Annotated in this window: 19 protein-coding genes and 1 pseudogene; 7 read left to right on the top strand and 13 right to left on the bottom strand. The window is 61.4% G+C overall.

Going from position 1 to position 24,587, the window contains the following annotated elements:
* Positions 1 to 30: 30 nt before the first annotated feature.
* The 3 genes from NKJ04_RS15855 to pdxR form a co-directional block, all read right to left on the bottom strand.
* Complete coding sequence (locus tag NKJ04_RS15855; RefSeq protein ID WP_352676179.1) at positions 31 to 981, bottom strand: PDR/VanB family oxidoreductase; 951 nt, start codon at positions 979 to 981, stop codon at positions 31 to 33.
* A gap of 6 nt (positions 982 to 987) precedes the next feature.
* Positions 988 to 1,479 (bottom strand): MOSC domain-containing protein, encoded by a 492-nt coding sequence (locus NKJ04_RS15850; RefSeq protein WP_023704114.1) that lies wholly within the window; start codon positions 1,477 to 1,479, stop codon positions 988 to 990.
* Between the two features lie 159 nt (positions 1,480 to 1,638).
* Positions 1,639 to 3,144, bottom strand: coding sequence for a MocR-like pyridoxine biosynthesis transcription factor PdxR (gene pdxR / locus NKJ04_RS15845; RefSeq protein ID WP_023697829.1), 1,506 nt, complete (start codon positions 3,142 to 3,144; stop codon positions 1,639 to 1,641).
* 74 nt (positions 3,145 to 3,218) lie between these two features.
* Here pdxR and NKJ04_RS15840 point away from each other — a divergent pair, with 74 nt between their 5' ends.
* Positions 3,219 to 4,451 carry a trans-sulfuration enzyme family protein gene (locus tag NKJ04_RS15840; protein WP_352676302.1) on the top strand — a complete coding sequence of 411 codons (1,233 nt, stop codon included), beginning with the start codon at positions 3,219 to 3,221 and terminating at the stop codon, positions 4,449 to 4,451.
* Positions 4,452 to 4,503: 52 nt separating this feature from the next.
* On the top strand, positions 4,504 to 5,406 hold the full coding sequence (locus tag NKJ04_RS15835) for a dihydrodipicolinate synthase family protein (protein WP_352676176.1): 903 nt from the start codon (positions 4,504 to 4,506) through the stop codon (positions 5,404 to 5,406).
* Between the two features lie 527 nt (positions 5,407 to 5,933).
* On the opposite strand, the gene NKJ04_RS15830 is transcribed toward NKJ04_RS15835, so the two are convergent.
* Complete coding sequence (locus NKJ04_RS15830; protein ID WP_023766628.1) at positions 5,934 to 6,176, bottom strand: ATP-dependent DNA ligase; 243 nt, start codon at positions 6,174 to 6,176, stop codon at positions 5,934 to 5,936.
* Positions 6,177 to 6,569: 393 nt separating this feature from the next.
* Between NKJ04_RS15830 and NKJ04_RS15825 the strand changes: the two genes are divergently transcribed.
* From NKJ04_RS15825 to NKJ04_RS15815, 3 genes are all read left to right on the top strand, one after another.
* The gene (locus tag NKJ04_RS15825; RefSeq protein WP_023689394.1) at positions 6,570 to 7,028 is read left to right on the top strand and encodes a (2Fe-2S)-binding protein; all 459 of its coding nucleotides are present in this window, start codon (positions 6,570 to 6,572) and stop codon (positions 7,026 to 7,028) included.
* A gap of 3 nt (positions 7,029 to 7,031) precedes the next feature.
* On the top strand, positions 7,032 to 9,242 hold the full coding sequence (locus NKJ04_RS15820; RefSeq protein ID WP_352676173.1) for a xanthine dehydrogenase family protein molybdopterin-binding subunit: 2,211 nt from the start codon (positions 7,032 to 7,034) through the stop codon (positions 9,240 to 9,242).
* A gap of 1,138 nt (positions 9,243 to 10,380) precedes the next feature.
* Positions 10,381 to 12,444: a carbamoyltransferase family protein gene (locus tag NKJ04_RS15815; protein WP_023796259.1), complete on the top strand. Its 2,064-nt coding sequence runs from the start codon at positions 10,381 to 10,383 to the stop codon at positions 12,442 to 12,444.
* Positions 12,445 to 12,593: 149 nt separating this feature from the next.
* On the opposite strand, the pseudogene NKJ04_RS15810 reads toward NKJ04_RS15815, so the two are convergent.
* From NKJ04_RS15810 to NKJ04_RS15800, 3 genes and pseudogenes are all read right to left on the bottom strand, one after another.
* Positions 12,594 to 13,243: pseudogene (locus tag NKJ04_RS15810) on the bottom strand (transposase); the annotation flags it as partial.
* A gap of 767 nt (positions 13,244 to 14,010) precedes the next feature.
* Positions 14,011 to 14,649: an FMN-binding negative transcriptional regulator gene (locus tag NKJ04_RS15805; protein ID WP_023783766.1), complete on the bottom strand. Its 639-nt coding sequence runs from the start codon at positions 14,647 to 14,649 to the stop codon at positions 14,011 to 14,013.
* 49 nt (positions 14,650 to 14,698) lie between these two features.
* Positions 14,699 to 15,343, bottom strand: coding sequence for a helix-turn-helix domain-containing protein (locus NKJ04_RS15800; protein WP_352676170.1), 645 nt, complete (start codon positions 15,341 to 15,343; stop codon positions 14,699 to 14,701).
* A gap of 89 nt (positions 15,344 to 15,432) precedes the next feature.
* On the opposite strand from NKJ04_RS15800, the gene NKJ04_RS15795 reads away from it, so the two are divergent.
* Together NKJ04_RS15795 and NKJ04_RS15790 are read left to right on the top strand one after the other, a co-directional pair.
* Positions 15,433 to 16,578: a trans-sulfuration enzyme family protein gene (locus tag NKJ04_RS15795; RefSeq protein ID WP_023740430.1), complete on the top strand. Its 1,146-nt coding sequence runs from the start codon at positions 15,433 to 15,435 to the stop codon at positions 16,576 to 16,578.
* Between the two features lie 540 nt (positions 16,579 to 17,118).
* Positions 17,119 to 18,765 (top strand): MFS transporter, encoded by a 1,647-nt coding sequence (locus NKJ04_RS15790; RefSeq protein ID WP_352441151.1) that lies wholly within the window; start codon positions 17,119 to 17,121, stop codon positions 18,763 to 18,765.
* Between the two features lie 755 nt (positions 18,766 to 19,520).
* Here the strand turns inward: NKJ04_RS15790 and rlxS are convergent.
* The 6 genes from rlxS to NKJ04_RS15760 all read right to left on the bottom strand — a co-directional run bounded on the left by rlxS (position 19,521) and on the right by NKJ04_RS15760 (position 24,541).
* Positions 19,521 to 21,491, bottom strand: a complete 1,971-nt coding sequence (rlxS, locus tag NKJ04_RS15785) for a relaxase/mobilization nuclease RlxS (protein WP_352676166.1) — start codon at positions 21,489 to 21,491, stop codon at positions 19,521 to 19,523.
* A gap of 187 nt (positions 21,492 to 21,678) precedes the next feature.
* Positions 21,679 to 22,335: a lytic transglycosylase domain-containing protein gene (locus NKJ04_RS15780; protein ID WP_502897934.1), complete on the bottom strand. Its 657-nt coding sequence runs from the start codon at positions 22,333 to 22,335 to the stop codon at positions 21,679 to 21,681.
* A gap of 17 nt (positions 22,336 to 22,352) precedes the next feature.
* Entirely contained in the window at positions 22,353 to 22,901 is a 549-nt protein-coding gene (lepB, locus tag NKJ04_RS15775) for a signal peptidase I (protein WP_352676163.1), read from the bottom strand.
* A complete protein-coding gene (locus tag NKJ04_RS15770) occupies positions 22,898 to 23,167 on the bottom strand; it encodes a helix-turn-helix transcriptional regulator (RefSeq protein WP_352676160.1) in 270 nt (89 codons plus the stop codon). Before NKJ04_RS15770 ends, lepB begins: the two co-directional genes overlap by 4 nt.
* Positions 23,168 to 23,336: 169 nt before the next feature.
* Positions 23,337 to 23,660 (bottom strand): DUF736 domain-containing protein, encoded by a 324-nt coding sequence (locus NKJ04_RS15765; RefSeq protein WP_023762782.1) that lies wholly within the window; start codon positions 23,658 to 23,660, stop codon positions 23,337 to 23,339.
* A gap of 656 nt (positions 23,661 to 24,316) precedes the next feature.
* A complete protein-coding gene (locus NKJ04_RS15760) occupies positions 24,317 to 24,541 on the bottom strand; it encodes a hypothetical protein (protein WP_155923851.1) in 225 nt (74 codons plus the stop codon).
* Positions 24,542 to 24,587: the final 46 nt, after the last annotated feature.

Here is a 24,587-nt window from a genome sequence, read left to right as displayed (position 1 = left end):
GCCGGTCTCACAGGACCCCCGCCCAAATGGTCAAAGATCGAGTTTCAACACACCTGTCGCGCGCGACACACAGGGGATGAAGCGGTGGCCGCGTGCCTCCTTGGACAGGACGGCATCCCGATGGATCGGCTGTCCCCCCAGCATTGCGCATTCGCAGGTCCCGCACACCCCGTTCTCACACGAGGCCATCAACGGCACACCGGCCGCACGCAAGGCGGCCAGTGCCGTGGTCTCAGCCGAAACCTCAACCACCCTGCCCTCAGCCAGTTCTATGACGAACGGTTCCGGTGGCGCGCCATCAAACTCGCGAGGCTGGAAAGTTTCGAAATGAACAGTACCCTCGGGCCAGTGTTGAGCCGCGCGCCCCACAGCCGCCATGAAGCCAGGCGGTCCGCAGTAGTATGTCTGCGCGTCGTCCGAACGGTTCGCCAGCAGCGCGGCGATGTTCTGCCGGGTCTGAGGCTCGTCGTCGAAATGGATCCGCACATTGCCGCCAGGAAGATCGCTCCCGATCGCCGCCAAGAGTGGCGTGAGCGCCCGGCTGCGGGTGAAATAGTGCAACTCGAAGGGCTTGGCCTGCCGGGTGAGCGCGCGCGCCATGGCCAGAATCGGGGTGATCCCGATTCCCCCTGCCAGCAGCAAAGTCGGCCCCTCGCCTGGCTTGAGCGCAAAATGGTTGCGTGGCGCGGAGACAGGCAGTGTGGAGCCGACGGCAATGGTTTCGTGGATCCACGCCGAGCCGCCACGGCCGTCATTCTCGCGCTTCACCGCGATGGTGTAGCGGCCAAGCTCGGTCGGGTCGCCGCAAAGTGAATACTGACGCACCTTCCCTTCAGGCAGATGGACGTCGACGTGAGAACCCGCTTCGAACGCGGGCAGCACAGGTTTGCGTGGGTGTTTCAGGTCGATGACCAGCACGTCGCCCGGCTCCTTGCGGGCGGCGGTCACGGTCAGCTTCATGATGATGCGCGGCGAGGCCATGGCGTTTCACTCGTCGATGGGCAAGATCAGATCACCGGGGCGGATCACGCCCCCGACCTCGATTGTGCAGTTCAGGCCGGAGCGGTTCAGAAGCCCCTCGTAGAGACCCGGAAGCCCGAGCAACTCCTCGATATACTTGCACGGCACATTCATCCGGGCGGCCCTGAGAATCGTTTCCCCGACCCGGAAGCGTTTGCCGACAAGATGGCTAAGCGGAACGCCTCGTGTCGTCAGATTGCGCCGGTGATCTTCGGGTGCGAGTTTGGCCTTGAAGCCCGGAATTCTGGGTTCGCCCTGCGCGATGGCGTCCAAGACTTCAGCTTCGATCAGCGTCACTTCGCGAACGTCAGGACGCGCGGAATAGGTCCCCGTCCCCAGGTAGTAGCGGTCTCCGACAACGCCTTGGCCGGCAATAAGCTGCGCCTGCGCCAGCTCCTCCATTTCATAGGAGGCGGCAGGCGCGATATGGACGTGAAGCAGCTTTCCTCGCCAGGTCATCATCGCTCTCGGAAATTCGTCTCGTGGAAACCTGCTGCAAAACTGGCCTGATCAACAGCACCAGTTGCATGGCATTTTCCCGGTCCAGTTGGCTGTTTGGAAAGAAATACGGGGGGCCCGCGGACCGTTTTCAGCGCCAGCTTTCGGCGTCGCCCCGGCTCAGTTGTTCCGCGCCGGCATCGCGTCTTGCACCTGCTTGACAACCTCTCGCAGGACCTCAACGCCCTTCCCGATCTGCCGAATGCTCAAGGCGGCATAGCCCATGACAAGTCCGACGCGATCGGTGCGGCCTTCGTCCGATGGCCGTTCGTAGAGCGGCGAGATAAGGTGTAGCCCCAGGCCAGCGTCGCGGGCGGATTCGACCAAGGCCGTTTCCCGCGATCGTGGCAGGTCATTGAACCAAACCGCGACGTGCAGTCCCGCATCTGCTCCCTGGACAGTGATGCGATCCCCGAAGCTGTGCTGCAAGGCACCCAACAACGTTTCCCGACGCTCGCCGTTCAGCCTGCGCACACGGCGCACATGGCTTTCGTAGCCGCCGCTCTCGATCAACGATGCCAGCGCTTCCTGTTCAGCGACCGGCGAATGCCGGTCTGCGAATTGTTTGGCGGTTGCGAAGACCTCCTGCAATTCGGGCGGGACGACGAGGTAGCCGATGCGCAGCATCGGCGAGAGCGTTTTGGAGATCGTGCCGAGGTAGATGACAGCCCCGTGGTCCTCGAGACTGTGCAGCGGAGGGACCGGATTGATGTCGTAGCGATATTCGCTGTCGTAGTCGTCCTCGATCACATAGGCGTTGTTGTGCCGCGCCCATTTCAGAAGCTGATGGCGGCGCGCGATCGGCATGACGCCGCCCAGCGGAAACTGATGCGATGGCGTCACATAAGCCAGTCGTGCTCCGATCCCCGCCAGCAACTCGGTCCTCATCCCGTCTTCGTCGACGATGACCGGGATGGGCGAGGCACCCGTACTGGCAAAGACCTGACGCGCCATCCTGTAGCACGGATCCTCGATGACGAAACGGTCGGCGGGATCGAGAAGCAGGCGCGCGCACAGATCAAGGCCCTGCTGCGAACCGTTCACAACTATGATCTGGTCGAGGTCGCAGCTCAGGGTCCGGGCGCGCCAGAGATAGCCCTGAAGCGCCTGGCGAAGCCGGCGCGAGCCGCGAGGATCGTCATAGGCAAGACGCAGCGGGCGCTGCCCCATCGCCTCGTTCATCGCGCGTTTCCAGACCAATGAAGGGAAATCCGACGGCGCGAGGTCGCCATAGCGGAACTCGACCTTCAGCCCAGTCGGCAGATAATCTGGCCAGGGTGACGTCGCGCGCAGCCGCTCGCCATATGCGGACAGGTGGATTGGGCCGACCCGTTGCGCGTGAGTGCGCCCCGTCCCATGGCCCATCAACGAAGACGCAACGCGAGGTCGTGCGCCTTGACGGACTTCGATGAAACCCTCCGCAGCCAGTTGTTCATAGGCGACCGTCACCGTGGTTCGCGAAACGCCGAGGTCATTTGCCAGGGCCCGGGAGGATGGCAACTGACTGCCGGTTTCGTAGACGCCGCCGAGGATTTGCTCGCGAAGGGCTTCGTATATCTGGCGTGCACCCATCGCGTGCGAGCGCGCTGCAGACCCGGCACTTGAAGACTGGACCATCTCTTTCATCGCCAACTGGATATTTCACATTGGCCAGGTTGCCGTCAATCTTTCGGAACCCCAAGAGAGATCGCAGAGGCCGAATGACCAGCTCCCATCAATCCGAAACCGATGCTCCCACGGGGTCGCTCAACCGCACCAGCCCCGGATTTGCCACCCGGGCGATCCATCATGGCTACGATCCGGCCGGCTTTTCCAATGCCGTCCAGCCGCCAGTGTTCCTGACGTCAACCTATGGGTTCGAAAGCGTGGCAGCAAACGATGCCGCCGCCGCCCTTGGTGGAAGGCTCTATGCGCGCGAATACAATCCCACGACCGAGATCCTCGAGCAGCGGCTCGCGAATCTGGAAGGAGCCGAGGCGGGGCTGGTTGTTGCCTCGGGGATGGCGGCCTTCGGCACTCTGATCCTGTCGCTCCTGTCCCAGGGCGATGAACTCATCGTCCACAAGACGCTTTATGCGAACACGCTTGCCATGGTCGAACAGGCGGTCCCCCGCTTCGGCATCAAGGTCGTCGCGGTCGATCTGTCAAATCCCCACAATCTCGATGCTGCGATCACCGAGCGGACGCGGCTGGTTTTCTTCGAGACGCCGGTGAATCCGCTGAGCCGCATCCTCGACATAGCGGCAATTGCCGAGCGCGCTCACGCGCGCGGTGTAATGGTTGCAGTCGACAGCACCTTCGCCTCGCCCGCGCTCCAGCGACCGCTTGAGCACGGGGCGGACATCGTGCTCCATTCGATGACCAAGTACATCAATGGTCATGGCGATGCCCTTGGCGGGGCGCTTCTCGGCGACGCCCAAACGCTCCGTACGCTGCATGAAACGGGCCTGCGCTACATCACCGGCGCAGCGCTCTCGCCCATGTCAGCTTTCCTAATCCTGCGCGGTCTCAAGACGCTGACGCTGCGTATGGAACGGCACAGCGCCACAGCCCTTGCGGTGGCTCGGGCGCTGGAAGCGCACCCGGCGGTGGCATTTGTGAGTTATCCGTTCCTCGACTCGCACCCTGATCAGGTGACGGCGCGAAAACAGATGTCCAACGGATCGGGCATGTTGGCCTTTGGCCTCCACGCTGGATACGAAGGAGCGCGCCGGATGATGGACCGGCTCAACCTGATCATTCGCGCCGTCAGCCTCGGCGATGCCGACAGCCTCATCTATCATCCAGCAAGCCTCACCCGTGCTCGGCAGCCGATCCGCAAGGATGCCCATTTGGCCGATGGAGTCGGCGAGGATCTCATGCGTCTCTCGGTGGGGCTTGAAGACGCTGATGACCTGATCGCCGATCTGCGGCGGGCTTTGGACGTCTTGTAATGACCTGGCGTGCGGCCACCTCTGCGCTCACACATAGATCTGGAGCCTTGCCATGGCATTCCTGAGCGGTCTTTCCGCGTTCCCCATCACCCCGACCAATCGTGACGGCAGCGTCGATAGCGTTGCCCTGCGCAGGCTGATTGCTCGGCTTGGCATTGCTCAGGTCGATTCCATCGGTCTTCTCGGCAGCACCGGCACATACATCTATCTGTCGCGCGAGCAACGGCGGCGGGCGCTCTCCGAGACCTTGGACCAAACGGCGGGGCAAATGCCGGTCGTGGTGGGTGTGGGCGCGCTGCGCACCGATGAAGCCGTGGGGCTCGCGCAAGACGCCAAGGCCCTTGGAGCAGCTGCGGGTTTGCTTGCCGCCGCCTCCTACACCCCGCTTACTGATGACGAGGTGTTCAATCATTTCTCCACTGTGGCGCGCGAAAGTGGCCTGCCGATCGTCGTCTACGACAATCCAGGAACGACGCATTTCCATTTCAGTCCACCCCTTGTCAGCCGCCTGGCAAAGGTGGCTGGGATTGTCGCCATCAAGAATCCGACAGACAAAAGCGATGCGATCAAGAACCACCTGACCGCCCAGAGGCGCACACTGCCGGAAGGGTTCTCGATTGGTTACAGCGGCGACTGGAACGCCGCCGAGGCCATGATTGCCGGCGCCGACACATGGTACAGCGTCCTCGCGGGCATCCTGCCCGAGGTCTGCATGACGATCGTCACAGCGGCGCAACAGGGCGATGCGGCCGAAGCGCGACGGATCAATGCCGCGCTGGTCCCGATCTGGAGCGTCTTCAAGGAGTTCTCGAGCCTTCGCGTCGTCTATGCACTCGCTGAATTGCTCGACATTTGCAGTGCCGAACCCCCGCGTCCCATCCTGCCTCTGCCCCCAGCAGCGAAGCGCCAGATCGCCGCCGCGTTGAAAGGTTTGCCATCGGATGCCAGCCGGTGAACAGCAAACCCCGTTCGGCAAGTGAAAGGTATTTACCCGCTCATTTCGAGAACTGATCGAAAACAACGCACTCCGCGTGCTGATAGCCATGGCTGGAGCGGTCTCGACGCCAATCACACCCCCTTCGAACTCGACAATCGACTGCGGAGGTACAGACTGCGCAGGGCACTCCGCCCATGCCGCACCGTTCGCCTTCAAACTAGGAATCGGTGGTTTATCCATTGGAATGGCATCGAGCCGGCGCTTTACTTCCGGCCCGGTGCGCGCATTGAAGCCGGTGCCAATGCCGCCGGCGAACACCAGATTTCCGTCCTCGACATTCGCCAGAGCACGCTTCCCGACCGCCGTAACTGTTGCCGGGTTCGCAGCCGATGACGATGAACTCATCACTCAGCACGCATTTTGTCTCACCCATTCTTGGCGCCGGCCGGATCGATATGGACTGACACGCAGCTTGGAGACGATGCCCTCGAGGCCGAACTGGGAGACTTGCGCGAGAATGTCGCTGCCGCCGCTGATCTCGTCGCTCAGAACGATGCCGTTTGGCGGCGTCTCAGCAGGTTAACTAGCGCTTTGCGCCGATCGACGAGTGGCCGATCGCGAAGACCCTCGCCGTCGATCTTGAGCAGGTCGAAGCCGGCAAGCATGGTCCTGACGTCTCCCGCCGCGGCCAAGAGCCCGCTGAAGACTGGGAATGCGCGACAAGCCTTCTGGTCAACGACGAACGCCTCACCGTCTATTATCGCGTCCGAGGCGCCGAGCTCGGCCACCGCCCGGGACGATAGCCGGAAACCTGAGGGTCCAGTCGTGGAGGTTGCGGGTCGAGGTAGGCCCCCATCGATAGTCGTCCCATTTCATTTCGTGTAGCCAATCAGGGCCCTGCCGGACGCGGCCGACCAGCGGTCGATGTTCGCGACGACCCGAATGTCCAGTCTCGTGTAACCCAGCCTAAAGCGGCCTGTCCGCCCCAAAAAATGACATTCAGTTGCCTCCAGCCTTTCGACACGACCCACTTCACGATCTCGTAACTCGCCAACCTAGCGGCTTGTTGCTTGAGCTGCGCGTTCCTAGGGTGTGGTCGCTAGGCCTCAGCAACAAGAGCTCGGTTGCCAGGCGGGCGGAGGCTCAACGAGATAGCCAGCTCAGGACAAGGAGAGCAAGCAATGGTCGCTTTTACCCTCAATGGCGAGGCGCGAACACTCGACGTCGATCCAGAGATGCCGCTGCTCTGGGCGGTCCGTGACGTCATCGGACTCACGGGAACGAAATTCGGTTGCGGGCTTGCCCAGTGCGGCGCTTGCACGGTTCACGTTAACGGCATGCCGACGCGCTCGTGCCAGACCGCAGTCGGCGACATCGAAGGAGCCTCGATCACCACCATTGAGGGTGTGTCGGGCAAGATAGGCGAAACGGTCCAGGCCGTGTGGGCCGAGTTCGACGTACCTCAATGCGGCTATTGCCAGTCTGGCCAGATCATGTCGGCCGTGGCCCTCCTTACAGAAACGCCTAAGCCGACGGACGATGATATTGATTCGGCGATGAGCGGCAACCTCTGCCGCTGCGCCACCTATCATCGCATCCGCGCGGCCATCCACGAGACCGCCAACCGGCTGGAGACTTGAGGCATGTCGCAGTTTCTCTCGAAGCATACTGCCGTGCGGCCCACGCGCCGCTGGTTCCTCGTCGGCGCGGGCGTCACCACCGGCGGCCTCGCAGTGGGCTACCGGCCAGTGCTGGCCGCGCCCGACATCGCACAAACGGCCCCTGCAAAGGTTCAGGCGAACCCCTTCCAGACCTATGTCGAGATCACAAAGGAGAACCGAATCATCATCCACTCCTCGCAGTTCGAGATGGGACAAGGCTCCTATTTCGGCATCGCCACCCTGGTTATGGAAGAGCTCGACGGCGACTGGGCGCAGGTGGACGTGGTCGGCGGATATGGCAATACCGCGTTCTACGGCAATCTCGCCTGGGGCGGGGCCGCACAGGCAACTGGTGGCTCCACGTCGATGGGCTCGTCGTGGGAACGCTACCGCAAGGCGGGTGCTGCCGCACGGGCCTTGCTGGTGGCGGCCGCGGCGCAGCGGTGGGACGTGCCAGCCGGCGAGATCAAAGTCGCTTCCGGGGTCGTGTCGCACGCCTCAGGGATGCAGGCGCGCTACGGTGACCTGGCTGAAGCCGCAGCGGGAATGCCGGTTCCCGACGACGTGCCGCTAAAGCCGCGCGACAAGTGGGCCCAGATCGGATCGGACAGCCTCAAGCGCTACGATTCCGCCGGCAAGACCAACGGCGCGCAGACCTACACGATCGACCTCATGATGGAGGGACTCCAGACGGCCGTTATGATCCATCCGCCGAAGTTCGGCGCCGAGATCGAGAGCTTCGACGCAACCAAGGCCAAGGCACTCGACGGCATTGTCGATGTCGTCCAGACGCCGCGAGGCATTGCCGTGGTTGGCAGGGACACCTGGACGGCGCTGAAGGGCCGCGACCTCGTGGAGGTGACCTGGAACGAGGAGAAGGCCGAAGAGCGCGGCACGGCCGAGATCATGGCCGAATACAACAAGGCAGCAGACGATCTGGGCGCGGCCACCGCGCGCGACGACGGTAACACTCCCGCAGCGTTCGCCAGTGCTGCGAAAATCATCGAGGGGCACTACGAATTCCCCTATCTTGTCCATGCTTCGATCGAGCCACTCAACGCGGCCGCCCGAATCAACGAAGACGGCACCATCGACGTCTGGGGCGGACACCAGATGCCCGACCTTTATCAGGCGGCTGCCGCTCAGGTAGGCGGCACCACGCCGGACAAGGTGAGGCTGCACGTGATGAAGACCGGCGGCAGTTTCGGCCGCCGCGCGGTCTTGGATGCAGATGTCATTATCGAAGCTGTTTCCACAGCGCGTGCACTGGGACGCGGCAAGCCAGTGAAGGTGCAGTGGACCCGCGAGAATGACATGCGGGGTGGGCGGTACCGGCCGGCCTATGTGCACGCAGTCAAGGCGGGGCTCGACAAGAAAGGCAATGTCGTCGCTCTCCATGACCACATCGTGGGCCAATCGGTCTTGGGCGGTTCGACCTCTGCGGCGATGATCAAGAACGGCATCGATCCAACCTCCGTAGAGGGCGCCACCAACCTGCCCTATGCGATCCCGAACCTGAAGGTCGAGCTGACCACCACGGACGTGAACATCCCGGTGCTGTGGTGGCGTTCGGTAGGCTCCACCCACACCGCTTACGCGGTGGAAACCCTGATCGATGAGCTCGCCGCCGCTGCGAACCGTGATCCGGTCGACTTCCGCTTGTCAATGCTCGGTCACCATCCACGGCATGCCGCCGTGCTTAAAGTGGCTGCTGAGAAGGCAGGCTGGGACAAGCCTCTGCCGGAAGGCCGTTTCCGCGGCGTGGCCCTGCATGAAAGCCTCTCGACCTATGTCGCCGATGTGGTGGAGATCACCCTCAACGATGAAAATGGTTTCAAGGTCGACCGCGTCGTCTGCGCGGTAGATTGCGGCACCGCGATAAATCCTGACCAGATTCGCGCTCAGATGGAGGGCGGTATCGGATTCGGGCTAGGTGCGATCCTCCAGGAGGAGCTGACCCTGAAGGGCGGTGTCGTAGACCAAGAGAACTACGATACCTATACACCGCTCAGGATCGAGCAGATGCCGCGAGTCGAGGTGCACATTGTGCCGTCCGAGGAGCCGCCCACGGGAGTTGGTGAGCCAGGTGTGCCGCCGATCGGCCCGGCCGTCGCCAACGCGCTACGGGCGGCGACGGGCAAGACTATCCGCAAGCTGCCGATTATAAAGAACATGTCAGGAATGACACCATGAAACAGCCGCGATGAAGATCGCGCCGTTTTCGAACGCCTCCTGACAGGCGCTCATTTCCATTGGTCAAATTCCGGCGGCTGCCCGCTCCAATATCCGGTTTGGAGACGGCACCCCGTGTTCTGAACGACCACAGACGGGCCTTGGCGCCGGTTCCACTGAAGAACCGCTTTCGAGACGCAAACGCGTCCACTCCATGAAGAGCACAACCGTATAGCACCAGGAAGGCTAGCTATCTCCATCGCTTCGGAGACCCAGGCACCCTCAGAAAACCGAACCTCCCGAGCTCAGAGGCGCTCGTGATCACAATCGCGCTGGTGCGTGGATCATTGTTCAAGGGTTTGTCAATAGGCAGGCGAGATGGCCGATCGACATGATCTTCGCCCGAGGCCCTACAAACACAATGCCAGCCGCTGTCACGGAGTCGCGAAGACGAAGGCAATGAGGGTCGACGCCGATACTCATCGTTTGGTTGACAGAGCGCTTGGAATGCCATGCGCTTCACATCGGAGTAGCCATCCGGGAAGCCTGAAGCGCTTTGAAAACGCATGTGCTGCGGCTGTTATTCATAGCGTGGATGACTTTGATCAAAACAATCGATTTCATCACTCTTCCGGAATCGTGCATGGACAAAAAAGAGCCTCACGCACCAATCACACGCTGCTCTATCGCGTGACGAAAGCTGCCTTAGGAATAATCCAAAGGAGAAAATCTTCGATGCGCCCTGACGTGCAGTGGAGGTCGTGCCGAGAAAGTGAGTTGCAACTGGCCGACAATGTCGGGCGGTGCGACCATGGTCGCTTCGGAGAATGAAATCGGGCCAGTTCACGGGGGCGGTACTGTTATCGTCGACGGCCGCCCTTCCCAAGACAGGCGGCATCGCAAGTTGGTTCTGCCGATGAAAACAACATCGCCGGATACATGTCAGCAGCCGCTCAGGATTGGATGATCCAGCCAAGCTCTCGGCGTGATGGCACTGTAGGCGTCACAGTCGAAGCATCTCATTGATCGTTTATGGGGCTTTCTTCGATGCCGCTGATGCCTGACGGGCGGTCGCAGCTGCAGGCGACAACACGGCCTATTTAGTTGGAAACAGTCGAGGTAAGCCAATTTGGCTTCCCGTTACTATCTGGAGAAAGAAATGCTGTGCCTAGGAATCAGCGGCGGACTTGACCAAGTCCATGAAAACCGATTCGAGCGTCCGAACGCCTTTATGCACGATGGCGCCGCGGTGCTCGTCCGAGACGGAAAGGTGATAGCCGCCGTAGAAGAGGAACGCCTCAATCGAATCAAGCACTCGAACAAGCTGCCAAGTGGTTCGATTCAATACTGTCTCTCGACGGCCGGGGTTCAGCTCAGCGACATTGATCGTGTCGCGGTCTACGCCAGCGAGCCCTATGCCAACGCCATGCTTGAAGGTATGTCCGCTTCCCAACCGGACATTCTCTCCACTCCGTTGGATGCTAAAATGTTGGTGCAGAACCTGTTAGCGCGTGAGTTCGGCACTAAGTTGGACAGTTCGCGTATTTCATTCGTAGGTCATCATCAGGCGCACGCCGTGAGCGCCTTTGCAATGTCGGGCTTCGAACAAAGTCTCATTCTAGCGATTGATGGCTGTGGTGATTTCCTGTCGGGCCTTGTGGCGGTAGGGTCTGGCACAGAAATTACGCAAATCGAGGCTTTCCCGGAGGACAATTCTCTTGGGCTGTTTTATCTCGAGACGATCCGCTGTCTCGGCTACGGCATGTTCGACGAGTATAAGGTAATGGGACTCGCGCCCTATGGCGACCCCGCTCCCTATCGCGAGCTCTTCGAGCAGTTCTACGAGCTCTCCGCCAACGGTGGCTACCGTGTTCACCTCGACCGCATCGGTCCGGCGTTGCTCCGCAACATCGAGATCAGGCGAAAGGGAATGCCTTTCACCCAGCAGCATCGAGATGTGAGTGCGTCACTGCAGGAAGCGCTTGAGCGGATCGTGTTCCACATTCTCCGGCACCACCGTGAGGCCACCGGCATGAAGCGGTTGTGTCTGGCGGGAGGGGTAGCCCACAACTGCACGATGAACGGCAAGCTGCTGTATTCAGGGCTTTTCGAAGACATCTTCGTGCAACCCGCGTCTCACGACGCTGGCTGCGCATTGGGAGCTGCGCTGATAGTCTCTAACGAGATGGGCCGCCCCGCGCCGCGTGAGCGACTGCAGGAGGTCTATTGGGGTCCTGATCTCGGGAGCGACCGCGCCGTGGAACAGGAACTGAATGCATGGTCCGGACATCTCGAGGTTGAACGCTCTTATGACGTAGCGAGCAGTGCAGCCCACTGGATCACCAACGGCGCCGTGATCGGCTGGGTGCAGGGTCGTTCGGAGTTTGGGCCACGTGCGCTGGGCAACCGCAGCATTCTTGCCGACCCTCGGCCCGCTGCAAACAAGGACCGGATCAATGCCATGGTCAAGAAGCGCGAAGGCTATAGGCCTTTCGCACCATCTGTGCTGGAAGAGGATGCGAGCGAATTTTTCGACCTCCCAGACGGTAAGCACGAATTTCCATTCATGAATTTCGTCGTTCGCGTGCGTGACTCAAAGCGCGCCTTGTTGGGTGCCATTACGCACGTCGACGGTACGGCTCGGCTGCAAACAGTATCGCGCGATGCCAACCCCGCTTACTGGGAGGTCATCAATGCGTTCAAGAAGCGGACAGGCACTCCAATTCTGCTCAATACGTCCTTTAACAACAATGCTGAACCGATCGTGGATACGGTTGCAGACGCGATTGCCACATTTTTGACGACAGAGCTGGATGGACTTGTGGTCGGGCCCTTCCTGGTAAAAAAACGGGCTGCAACGCTGCAGGATTGGACTGCGCTTGCGATTTCATTGCCTCCCTCAGTCTCCCTCCATCAAACCCGTGCTTACACAGCGCGAGATCATCAGGAGACTGTCTGCGAGATTATTCCGAACCACTCCAGCATTGACAGTGTGCGAATTTCAAACGACCTGTTTAATCTGCTGATGCGGATTGAGGGCGAAGCCGTGTTAAGCGATCACCTCAATATAATTGCGCCGGATCAGGCTGAGCATGAAGCTCTGCTGGAGGACCTGCGAAGACTGTGGGAGCAGCGCCTGGTTCGGCTGCATCCCTCACAAGCTGCTCGGATGGATCATGGGTCCGATAAAACGCCGGACCAGCCTAATAGGCTATCAATGTGATAGAGATGCCGCTCAAGCTCGGCCAATCAATAGTGTTCATCGACCCCGCCTGCGAGCTCACCGCTGTGATTTGGGGGGGTCGAGGTCGCCCTGGTCAGTATGCTTAGGAATGCTTTGAATGGGTCGTGTGCCTGGGTTGGAAAGGCGGGTCTGGCCTCACCGGACTTCTGTGTCGAGAGGTCCAGCCCGCAGAACTTTAGAAACTGGCGATGATGACCGAAACGGCGAAGATCGCCGGCTTCGGCAATGACGGTCAATGCCTTGATCGGTCCGATGCCGGGATTTGTCGCAGGAGCTGATAATCCTGGCTGTGCCGCAGCAGATCGTCGGCCTGTGCTTCGATCTCATTGCGTTGCCGGATCAGGCTGCGTGCTTCGTCAATGACCATCCGGAACATGCGAATGGCAGGCGCATCAAGTGGCAGCGGCAATCCGATCGATGGGCGCGCCGTCTCGAAAATCCATTAGAATCTGTGTCTTGCTGACCTTGCGGCCGACGACATCCCAAGCTGCTGCCACAAACTCCTCCTTCGTCAGCGCCGTGATGCTTGCTGGGGTCGGAAAGGCATGGAGGAAGGCAAAGAACCAATCGCTGCGGCTGTTTCCCCGGAAGCGATCGATCTCGGGAAAATACAGCGGCAGGTAGTGTGTCAGGATGCAGTGCTGGATCTCGGTCTGGCCCTGGCGATCGCTTCATGTGTCTTCGACAGTTCCTGCACGTCGTTGATGCCGGCTCGCAGCGGATCATGGTAGACCTGCGTCGCCTGGATCCTGAGCATGTGTAGGATCACCTGGGCATCGATCTTCTTGCCGAATATGACGCCGAAGGCCTTAAGAAGCCCAGGCATCTGTTCTCGATTTTGCCTGCTAGGCTGACGAGAAGGTCGCGTGCCGACAGCAGCACCCGCACGACAGATCTGAGCAAGGCCCGCCGCTCGTGGCGGCCCGATTTGTTCGGCACCATCGAGAGGGCGGCGCTTGACACGATCGGAAGTCCGCGCTTCGTTAACTCGTTCCAGAGCCAGATCGCAAGCGGTTACGGCTCCATGCCGATCCGCTCCGTCTCCGCATTTCCACAGTCCCGCCCGCATCTCCCGGTCGGGCCCGGGTAGCCATTGCGCTGCAAGGCGGGTCTGATCGCTACGGCGGCGCCCGCCACCATCTCCATCAGTCGGTTCGGCGACATAGCCAATCATCTCCCGTAAGAGAAGTGCTTTCAGGCAAGTTCCGCAGGTTCAAGGAGATCGTTGACGGCGCCACTTGGGAGCTGCGTCGAGTGCATGGTCGAGCTTGCCGCCCAAGGTACGTGGCTTCGAAACGCGTGCGATTGCGCCTCATTCAAGACCGGTAGCGGGTGGTCGCCGACATACAACGGGGCGCAGGCGACTGAAACGAACCCGTCGGCCACTGCGGAGCAATCCTGCCGCCTGACCAGGCGCGTGGAAAAGTATCACAACGGTGACCACAGCGTCGCTTCAGGCCGTCAAAAGCTATTGCCGTGCGTCAAGGCGGGCTAGGTGACCCGTCGGAGGCCGGCACCAGCGGCTTTGTCGGGACAAGACACATGCTATTGGGATTTGGCCGCCGCAGCCGCGAGCATCGCTTCTCCCATCGCAATGGCCCCTTGGGCACGCAGCATTTCACCAGGGTTCTGAATGTCGCGCAAGTCTTTGTTCTGGCTGAGTTTTGATTTTCCAACCAGGCCGGTGATCTCGATCTCCAGGGCGACGATTGCCTTAACCATCGTGTCGATGAAGTCCTTCGGCGCGTCGCCCATCTTCCACGGGGCAGGCTGCGAGGCTTCTTGCATATGAGTGAGCTTCGCCACGTTACGGCGTACATATCGCTCATCATCCCGGACAGTGATGCGTCCGTGGGCGTGGACGACGAGATAGTTCCACGTCGGCACCTGCTTGTGGAGTTCGTGCTTGCTTGGATACCAGTTCGGCGAGATGTAAGCGTCGGCCGCACGGAAGATTACGAGAACCTCATCGCCATTGGCGACTTCCTCCCAGACTGGGTTCTTGCGAGCGACATGGCAATTGAGAACGCCCTTGTCTCCCTTCGAGCGGTCAAGCTCGAAGGGGAGGTGGTTCGCGTCCAGTGTGCCTTTGCTTTGGGTGACGAGGATACCAAGCGGGTGTTTCTCGATAAGCTCGAACAGGGCGTTCTGATCAGGGACGGCAAAATGAGGCGGAACGTACAACGGTTTATCTCCTGTCGCGAATGTGCGGTTGCTAGTAATCGGCGGAGCCTTACGGAACGGGCTCCTGAATCTTCGCTGCCGTCGACGAGTGCCCCGGATCTCGGTGTCCACCACGCTCAAGAACCGCCATCGAGAAATGGGCGGGCACATCAGATGCCGCCGCGTATGAGTGCGGTTGGTCAGTGACAAGCCGCGCACTCTCGCCTTCGCTTAAAATGACCACATGGGTACCTACCACAACGCTCAGGGCACCCTGACTGACCGAGATCAACTCGCGCGTATCCGGACTATGAGCATCTGCGGAAAACACGTCGCCCGGCATAATGACCCAGCTCCACAATTCGAACATCGTGCGCCCCGAGGTCGATGAATGAAGTTGTGCAAAGCTTCCCTTGGCGCTTGTCCAAAGCATCCTCGTCTCCGTCCGCTCAATAGGGAGGCGAACTATGGAAGGATCGTCATTCAGCAAATCGGCCACGGAGAGCGAAAACGCCCCCGCCAGTCGGCAAAGTATGCCGATACTAGGGTTCGCCTTGCCTTGCTCGAGCGAGACGACGGTTCCCTTGGACAAGCCGCTCAGTTTTGCCAGTCGATCCAGGGTCAGATTTTGGTCGCGCCTCAAGTCTCGTATTCGAACCGCTATCGCTTTGCCAAGCACCTGCTCGGAACCCATCGCTGTCGTAACATCGGTCATTATATTGACTTAGGACCTCGGCTCACCTATTGCGGTCAGTATAATGACCGGGGCGAAATTGCAACTGCCCGTTAGGAAGGAAATAACCGATGCGTTTTGAGACGAAGGCGATCCACTGCGGCCGAGGGGTCGACGCGTCCACGGGGGCCGTATCCATGCCGCTGCACACCAGCACGACGTTCGAACGCGGCGTCAACGGGTCATTTCCGTCCGGCTTCGAATACACAAGGGATGGAAATCCTACACGCAATGCGTTCGAGGCGGCCATGGCGACGCTTGAGGGAGGGGAAGACGGCATCGCCTTCGCTTCGGGCATGGCCGCAATCGCTGCAGTTTTCGAGAGCCATCCGTCGGCGGGTCGGATCGTTCTGCCGGATGACATGTATTTCGGCATTCGTTCGCTGATCGAAGAGACCGACATTGGGTCTCGCTTCGACTTTGCCCCAGTCGACATGCGCGATTTGGACGCTTTGCGCGCCGCGGTGACATCGAAGCGGACTGGCCTCGTCTGGATCGAGACGCCGTCAAACCCGATGATCCGCGTTGTCGACATTGCGGCCATCTGCGCAATCGCGCACGAGGCAAACGCCTTGGCGGTGGTGGACAATACGTGGGCTACCCCAGTGCTTCAACTGCCACTCGAAATCGGGGCAGACGCAGTGATGCACTCGGCGACAAAGTACATTGGCGGCCACTCGGATTTGATGGCCGGTGTCGTCATTGTCCCAAACGCGTCACCCCTCGGTCGCCCATTGCGGATGGTCCAGAAACACAAGGGCAGCGTCGCAGCGCCCTTCGACTGTTGGCTGGCGTTGCGGGGCCTGCAGACATTGCCGGTCCGCATGCGCGCCCATTGCGAAGGCGCCCAGAAAGTGGCCGAGGCCCTGGCGTCTCATCCGCGCGTCGAAAAAGTGCTCTTTCCTGGTCTGCAAACTGACCCGGGACACGATCTTGCTACGCGGCAAATGAGCCATTACGGAGCGATGCTATCCTTTATCGTCGAGGGCGGAGCCGATGCTGCAATGGCCGTGGCCGGCCGCCTGAAGATTGTTGTCCGGGCGACAAGCCTTGGCGGGACGCATTCTCTGATAGAGCATCGCGCATCCGTTGAAGGTGCGAAGTCCAAAGCGCCAGGCGGATTGCTGCGAATCTCTGTAGGGCTTGAACATCCTCAGGACATTATCGATGACCTGATGCAGGCCCTAGGCGAAACCTGCAAAGCGGGAGTCCAATGACGGGTGCAAGACTCTGGCGCCGCTTTATGTGGCGGCTGGCGCAGCCGACGATCGGCAGAACAATGTTCCTGCTGAGTAGAAAGCACGTCCTCTGGTGAACCGCTACCGCCGTGTCGCATCGTCTCGGGCGCGTGGTCGCATGGGTGATGAACGTCTTCGGGTTTCTGGACGATGGCCACGCGCCCGACCGGAAGCGGAAATACCCAGATTTGCCGTTGACCTCCTGCTGCTCGACCTCGTCGGAGATCGCGGTCAACAGATGGGATGGATGTGCTGGCACTACGGCAGTTTGACAAGCCGGCCATCGGGGCGCTAGCACCGTCCAAAGCCAAGAGTCACAGGGCAGAACTGACCGCACCAAGCGGGCTGCGGGACCCATCAGCTAACGGCCAGGTTGGTACCTCAACGCGCATCAGCACCGTGGATGCCACATTGTCCTTGTTGCGAGCGCGATCTCGGAACTTCGTTGTGACGCAGTCAGTGCACAGAGCGCTGTAAGCAAATGAGCGGAAGAACGACACCCAATGGAGGTGAGAAGTGATGCGGCGTCAAGATCCTCCGCGCTTTGCGGCAAACACACTGATCCCTCTTCACAACCCGGTCTTTCGTTCTATCTGGACAGCCACGCAGATATCCAGCCTTGGCTGGCTGGTGCAGAGCGTGGCTATAAGCTGGCTCATGGCCACGATTTCAGCCTCCGATCTGATGGTTGCGCTCGTACAGGCTGCATCGACACTGCCCGCGTTCTTCTTGTCGATCCTTGCTGGAGCCATTGCAGACAGCTTCAGCCGCCGTGGCGTGATGCTTGCCGGACACTGCCTGATCGCACTGGCATCCACGGCGCTGGCACTCTCTGTGGGACTGGGCTTTGCTAGTCCATGGCTAATCCTGGGACTGAGTTTCTTGGCCGGATGCGGCTTTGCCTTGAACGATCCAGCCTGGCACGCCTCGGTCGGCGATATCCTGGAAAAGCGCGACATACCCGCTGCAGTGACGCTGATGTCGGTGGGGTACAACGTGGTTCGGAGCATAGGACCGGCGCTGGGCGGTGTAATCTTAGCTTTGCTGGGCCCCCTTACGGCTTTCGCCCTCGCTGCGCTAAGTGACCTGGTCCCGTTGAGCGCTGTTCTGCGCTCACAGTGGCAAGTTCGCTCTTCGCCTCTTCCGCGCGAGCGGATGACTACGGCCATTCATGATGGCATGCGATTCACGGCGATATCCTCAGAGATCAGAGTGGCGATCGTACGTGCAACCCTGTTCGGGCTATCAAGCATCTCGATCCTTGCTTTGCTCCCCCTCCTGGTTCGCGACCAGCTGGCGGGAGGGCCAATTGTGTACGGCGTGCTATTGGCCGGCTTCGGCACAGGCGCCTTCATCGCCGGCATTGGCAGCAGCTACTTGAGACGCATCACGTCCCAGAACCGATTGATCACGCTCGCATCCGTTGCTTGCGCAACGTGCTGCCTTTTGATGGCCCTCACATCGTCGGTGGCTGTGGCGGCGATCGCGCTTGCAATCGGTGGCGCTGGCTGGGTTGTCACCTGGACCGGAACCGACGTGTGTGTGCAGTTGGCAAGCCCAAGGTGGGTCGTTGGTCGCACCCTGTCCATCTATTACGCCCTGACCTACGGCGGCATGGCAGCGGGTAGCTGGATCTGGGGTGCTGTCGCGCAGTACTATTCGCTGACGTGGGCTTTGGAAGGTGCTGCAGCGGCACTGTTGCTGGTCGCGGCTGTGGGAAAGCTATTGCCGGTGCGGCTATGGGAGGAATCGGATCAAGCGGCCGTCGACTTCAGGCCACCAGAACTGGCCCTCCCTTTGAAGCCCAGGAGCGGTCCGATCGTGATCAAGATGGAGTACTCGATACTCGAGGAGAGTATCGATGAATTTCTGAGCTGCATGCGCGAAAGGCGGCGCGTTCAGAGCCGCGCCGGTGCGCGGGACTGGACCCTCCAGCGCGACCTTCAGAAGTCGACGCTTTGGACCGAGACATTCCGCACGCCGACATGGACGGACTATATTCGTCTAAACCATCGACTAACGGTGAATGACAGGGACATAGGCGAGCGCCTTGCCGCTCTGCACATGGGTGATTCTCCGCCTCGCATCTCACTTTCAATCGAGCGGTCGACAAGCCCCGCCCCCGGAAGCCAAGTCCAGCCTGTGCCTTTTGTATCGCGCCCGTGAGAAAACCAAGACTTGTCTGGGCTTGGACACGGAACGAGCTACTCCTTAATTTGTTGAGCCTGCCCGGATTGCAAATCGTTCCGGCCGGTTAGGCGAGCATGAGGATTCGCGTGGCAATTATGTCCATCACGGGTCCATGTTCAGCCCGAGACCCCCCTCTCTGCCGCCAGATCGGCTTGAGCACGGATTCAGGTCGCCTGTCCTTTGCATAGCGGCGGGCAACGAATAGCAAGGGGGCGGAGGGTATCCCGTCTGCGAAGCGGGGCAGAGGAGGAATCCGCAAGGCGGGTTGCTGGGGAGAGGGGCCGCGCGCCTCTTTCCGCCTAGTTTTCTCCGTTACAAAGTCCTCCCGGGACGGACTGCCAGTTCACGCCAGGGCCAACAGCATGGTTGCTCGCACGGGCGACCGCCGCGTCTGCCGGTCCTGCGAGTAGAATAAGATCGGGAAGTGCGCTTCATCCTCGATGCCAGAGCTCGCGTCGCCGTACCGCGGCCGCCAGAGCCCCTTGCGCTGTCACGAGTCAGCCCACCTTTCTAGCTGGCAGCCATCGGGAGCCGATCCGCAGCACCTGTCGGCGCGCCTTCCGTGTGAACGCAGAACATGATGCATATTCCCAGCGCTTTTTGACGGAGCGAACTACAAAATGCAGAACACTGACTCTCCGCCAAATGAATGCTGCGAGCAAGCAGCAGGCGGAGGAACTCCGTCTGGGCTGAGTACCTGTTTCAACGCGGACAAATAAATTGTAGCCAGTTCACGAAACGCCGGGCCCGCTCCTCTGGCGTCCGATCGTCCAGGAAATCCCCTCGGCGCGCACCACGCCAGACACCTCCTTGCCGATATGATGCTCAAGCACCGGCCGCCAAGGCACCAGCGTGAACTCGCGCGATTTCTCGATGACACCGTATTTTCCGCCGGCGAGCTCGACGCAGCAGCGCAGCGTACCGTCTATTCGATTGCCATGCTGCGCTTCAGAATACGAGAGCCCGAGTTCGTCCGAGAGCTGACTGGCAACACGGTTCAGCTCTCGTTGGCGCAGCATTGAAAGCATGTTGGCGCGATAGATGACCCGATCCTGCGCATCATGGGCAAGACCTTGCGCGATCAGCCACTGCTGTCGGCGGGCCTGGACCTGACGTACTTCGCGACCGAAGCCAGAGTCGCGCAAGGACTCAGGGTGGGCTGATACCAGCTCCTGGTCGATCCAGGTGGCGCCGTCGAAGCCTACTTGGCTCTCCAGCGGCATTGATGAGAGCTTGTCAACGACAACAGGCTGGGCCCTCGCTCGCTGACGCTCGTAATCCGCGACGCGGTTGAGATGGTCGGGCGCGACTGTCCATGTGCCGTCCGGCTCGCGCTCGACGCCACCGGTCGCACGGCGGATCGCCTCCAGTCGCCGCACGTGCGTTTCGGCAAAGCGTTCGGTGGCCGAGGGGTCATGCTTGAGATGTATATCGATGCTGTAGCGCCCGTCGTTGACCGTCGCGATGCCGGCAATTGTGCGGTCGACTTTTCTTGGCCCGGTGTCCCTCGGCTTGACCCGCACTATGCAGCCCTCTGGTGTCGGTTGGGTGGCCTCGCCTTTGCCGATATCAAAATAGTGGCTTTTGCCGTCCACGCCGTCGACGACGAGGTAATGGCGGTCAGTCATTTCGTCGGCCAGCCCGCGCCCGACGACACGTCCGACCACGGTTTGAGCCGACCCGTCGCATCGATCGTGGATAAGATGGTCGGCGGCACTGCGGACGAGCCCCTTGCCGGTCAGCTCGCGATGGATGGTCTTGACGATGTCGCCGCGCGCGCCGATGCGGCGTAGCGTGGCTTCGAGCTCATCCTCCAGGCGCCAGCGACCCGCAGGCATCTCCTCGGCGAGGCCCATCCGCTCGAGCTTGCGCAGGCGGCCCTGGTGCAGCGTTTGGCGAAAGGTGTCTCGGCTGGCCAGTGAGACACACCCCTCATCGTCGCGCATGCGCATCAGCTGCCGGTCGATGCTGGTGAAGCGTTCCTGCTCCATCTCCTGGCGCAAGCGCTGCTCGATCTCGCGGTCGGTGCGCGGGCCAAGGTCGAGGCTAACCAGTTCGGCTGCGCGCTCGCGCAAGCCAGAGGAGATGTAGTCCCGCGCTATGACGAGGTTTTCGCCGTGATCATCCCTGCCGCGCACGATGATGTGGGTGTGAGGATGGCCGGTGTTGAAATGGTCGACGGCCACCCAGTCTAGCCTGGTGCCGAGGTCTTCTTCCATTTGCGCCATGAGGCGCCGGGTGAGCGGCTTCAGGTCATCATACTCGATTCCGTCTTCAGGGGCGACGATGAAGCGGAACTGATGACGGTCACCGTTCGAGCGATCGAGAAAGGCCCTGCCGTCCGCGCGGTCATTGTCGGCAGCGTAGAGCTCGCCACGCTCGCCTTCCCGGGTGACGCGGTCGCGCTGGAGGTAGCGGAGGTGCGCCCGAGCCCCGTCGACTCCCTTGCCGGCCAGCTTGACGATGCGTGCCTTGACGACTGCGCGCCGCTGCCGAAACGCCGCGTGGCGGTCGCGCGCTCTAAGAACTGTGGCAGCGGCCCCGCCGCGCCCCACCCGGCTTCCGATGAAGCGGCTGCAGCGTCCGCTCCTGCCGCCTGCTCGGTTGATCGCGGCCTGCACCTGGCCAGCGTAGCGTTTGCCCGCCTTCGAGCCGCGCGAGCCAATTTTGCCGAGCTTCGGCGTGAATTCGTCATCCTGCATGCGGCCTCCGATGAACCAGCAGCAAAATCAGAAGCTTGCCCGCCAGACCCTCCTGGACCCGGAGGCAACCTCCTGGGAAAAGGATGTGCAGACAAACACTTCGCCGCCTCCAGGAGGCGCTGCCTTTATCTTGCCTTCCGCGGACCTGCCTCCCTGGCCCCCGCCCTAACCACGGTAGCCGCTGCCCTCACCTGCGATCCGGCCGGCCTGACCTTGCTCGCTCCGATCCGAGCGGCACCAGGAGTTGGCCATTCGGGCCGGTCACGGAAACACCGTTTCGGAGAAAAAACAGCGACTGCCCGGACGGGATTCCCGGCGCGCTTTTGGAACGGGATTTGCCGGTGAGCGCGTCCATATCGGCGGCCGAAATGCCCGCCGCCTTGATCTCTTCCAGATACGAAACCGTCTCGCTAGGCAGCGGTCGCCCGCGCTGCAAATGCTGCTCGTAGCGCTCCGGCCCGGCGTTATAGGCTGCAAACAGGCCTGGAAATCCGAAGCGGTCATACATGGCGCGCAGATAGGCAGTGCCTGCCAGAATGTTGTCGCGAGGGTCGTGCGGGGCGGCTCCCAGGCCAAGCTCTGCGCGCAACTCCTCGTAGGTGCCTGGCATCACCTGCATGAGGCCAATGGCGCCGGCGCTCGACGTGACCGGCCGCCCATTGAGCGTCGTCTGCCCCCGGCTTTCGGCATCCATGACGGCATAAATCCAGGTTTGTGGAATGCTGAAACGCCGGCTTGCTTCGGCTACGAAGGGCTGCCATCTTGCAAGCTGCGGACTATGGGAGATGACGACCGGCTTCGTGTTGGTCGCGGCGGAACAGGAGCATGGTGCGAGACACGCCATGCTCAGCATAAGGAGGGTCACTCGGTCCATAGCGGCACGAGCCTCCCGATGATGTTTTCGGTCGGCACCGGCCCGAAATAGCGGCTGTCGAACGAGCGATCTTTATCGCTGCCGAGCAGGAAAACCTCGTCGGCGGCGAGTTTTCGGCATGCATTCCACCAAGGCAGCGGACGGTGCTGCGTGTCGGTTGCAAGCCGGCGCGCGGCTATCTCGCCGCCGATGATGATGGCGTTGCCAAAGGTGCAGACATGCTCGCCGGGCAGCGCCGCAAGGCGCTTGATCAGCGGCACGTTGCTGGGCAGATAGAAGCGTTCGGCGGCGAGATCGGCGACCGGTCTTGGCGGGTGGACGAGTACGAGATCACCACGAGCGGGCGATCCGGATGCGGCGCGATAGAGGCCGACCGGCGCACTCGCCGAGGCGTTCCAGACCAGCCAGGGAGATGGTTTGCCGAAGGCGGCGAAGCCGATCAGGCCAAGTCCGATTGTGGCAACGACGATCGTCTTGCGGGGTCGAATGCGCCGCAGACGGCTGCCGATCAGACGGATGGTGGGACGCCGGCTCATGAGCGGCCTCCCTCACCGGCCGAGCCGGATTCGTGCGCGCCATCCTCGGGCGCGGTCTCCTGCGCTTGCCCCTTCGACCAGTCGTCGAGTTCGTCGATGTGATAGCGGACATAGCGGCCGTGCTTGCGGAATTGTGGGCCACCGCCTTTGAGGCGCATCTTCTCCAGCGTGCGCTGGGACAGCCCGATATAGAAGGCCGCCTGCGCGGTGTTGAGAAACGGACTGCCCTTCTTGGCGCGGGCTGCGCGTTCGTTTTCGTCGTCCATGATGATCCTCGGTTCGTTACGGGCAAGCGAGGCGAGGATCGGCGAGCGAGATCGTTTTGGGGACGGGCGAAGAGTGGGGGGCGAGTTTTCGCCGCCCCTTCGGCGGCCTCACGGGTCCTGAGAGAGGCCCTGCGCCGGTTGGCGGCGCAGGGCTTTGCGGGTCGGCCGGTCAGTCGACCGGGTTCCAGATGATGGCGTAAGTGTCGTCGTCATCCTGGCCGGCGGCGCGGCCCAGATTGGCGTAGAGCTTGCGCGGGCCAAACTCGGGGGCCGCAATCGACAGGCTCACATAGTCCTTGCCGGAGGTCTCGCCGGTGCGGATCCAGGCCGCACCCACTTCGACCCCTTGCGTCAGCACCCGGAAGTCGGGATGGGTGTCGGCGCTCTTTGCCTGATTGGGCACGATGTCGATGTCGGCGCGGACGCTGAGCGTCTTGAGCTGGCCCTTGTAGCCGCCGTTTTCCTGTTTGGTGACGTATCCGATTGCGGTCATTTTCAGTCTCCTCTTGGTGCTCGCAGGGGACCATTCCCCTGCGATGGCGGACCGTGATGGGCGCGTCCGGACCGCCGGAACCGGCACGGCCGCAGCGATAGCGGAGGACCCGAGCGGGGAGCTTTTTTGAAGCGAAGCGGCGCGAGGAAGCCGCCGCAGGCGGCGGGGAAAAAAGCTGCCGGCGAGGGTTTCGGGCCGGCCGGATCCGCCCATAGGTCGTCAAGCCAGGCGCAGGGGAATGGTCCCTGAGACACAATGGAGACAGGTTGCGCGATCGGGGGCACAATAAGCAGGCGGCACTATGCAGGGGGCCGGCGGCGCAGGCTCTCTCGGCAACCGGATGTACAATTGGCCCCATGCGCCTGGCGCCTCAGCAAGCAATCCGGGGCGGTGCGGGGCTGCCGAAATGGGGGCGAATTGGCGTTGGAATTTATCGCACGCGGCACTGGCTCGGCAAGACGATCAATCGGAGCCGGCGCGGCCCGGAGCGGCGCGCGCGTCCTCAGCGGCAGTACTCGAGAAAACGCCGCTCGGGCCCTGATCGACTATTCGCGCACGAACAGCGACTGCTTCCTTGCGCACAGATCGGCGAATAGGAAGGCCTCGCGGCTGGGCAGCTTTCGGCCGGGAATTTGATCCAGCGCGGCAGCCAGGCCTCAACCTGAAGCGGCCATTCTCGACGCCAGGGTAGTCTCGGTTTGGGACTCGACCTTCCAGGCGAAATTGCTGTCGGCGACATGCTTGAAGCCGATCTCGGTGAGCATCGAATCGGCGATTTCCTCGTCGCGCAAGCGATCGAAAAGCCATCGTCCGGTTGCCACCATATGCCCACGACGCGCACGAGATTGTCGTCGCAGAGCGCCCACCTTGCGCGCGAACATGCCGGCGGCAGCAAGGGGTCGCGATTGCCGCCGGCCACCACGCTAT

The organism is Mesorhizobium sp. M0618 (assembly GCF_040320765.1).
Classification (GTDB): domain Bacteria; phylum Pseudomonadota; class Alphaproteobacteria; order Rhizobiales; family Rhizobiaceae; genus Mesorhizobium.
This window is presented reverse-complemented; position numbering and strand designations above follow the sequence as displayed.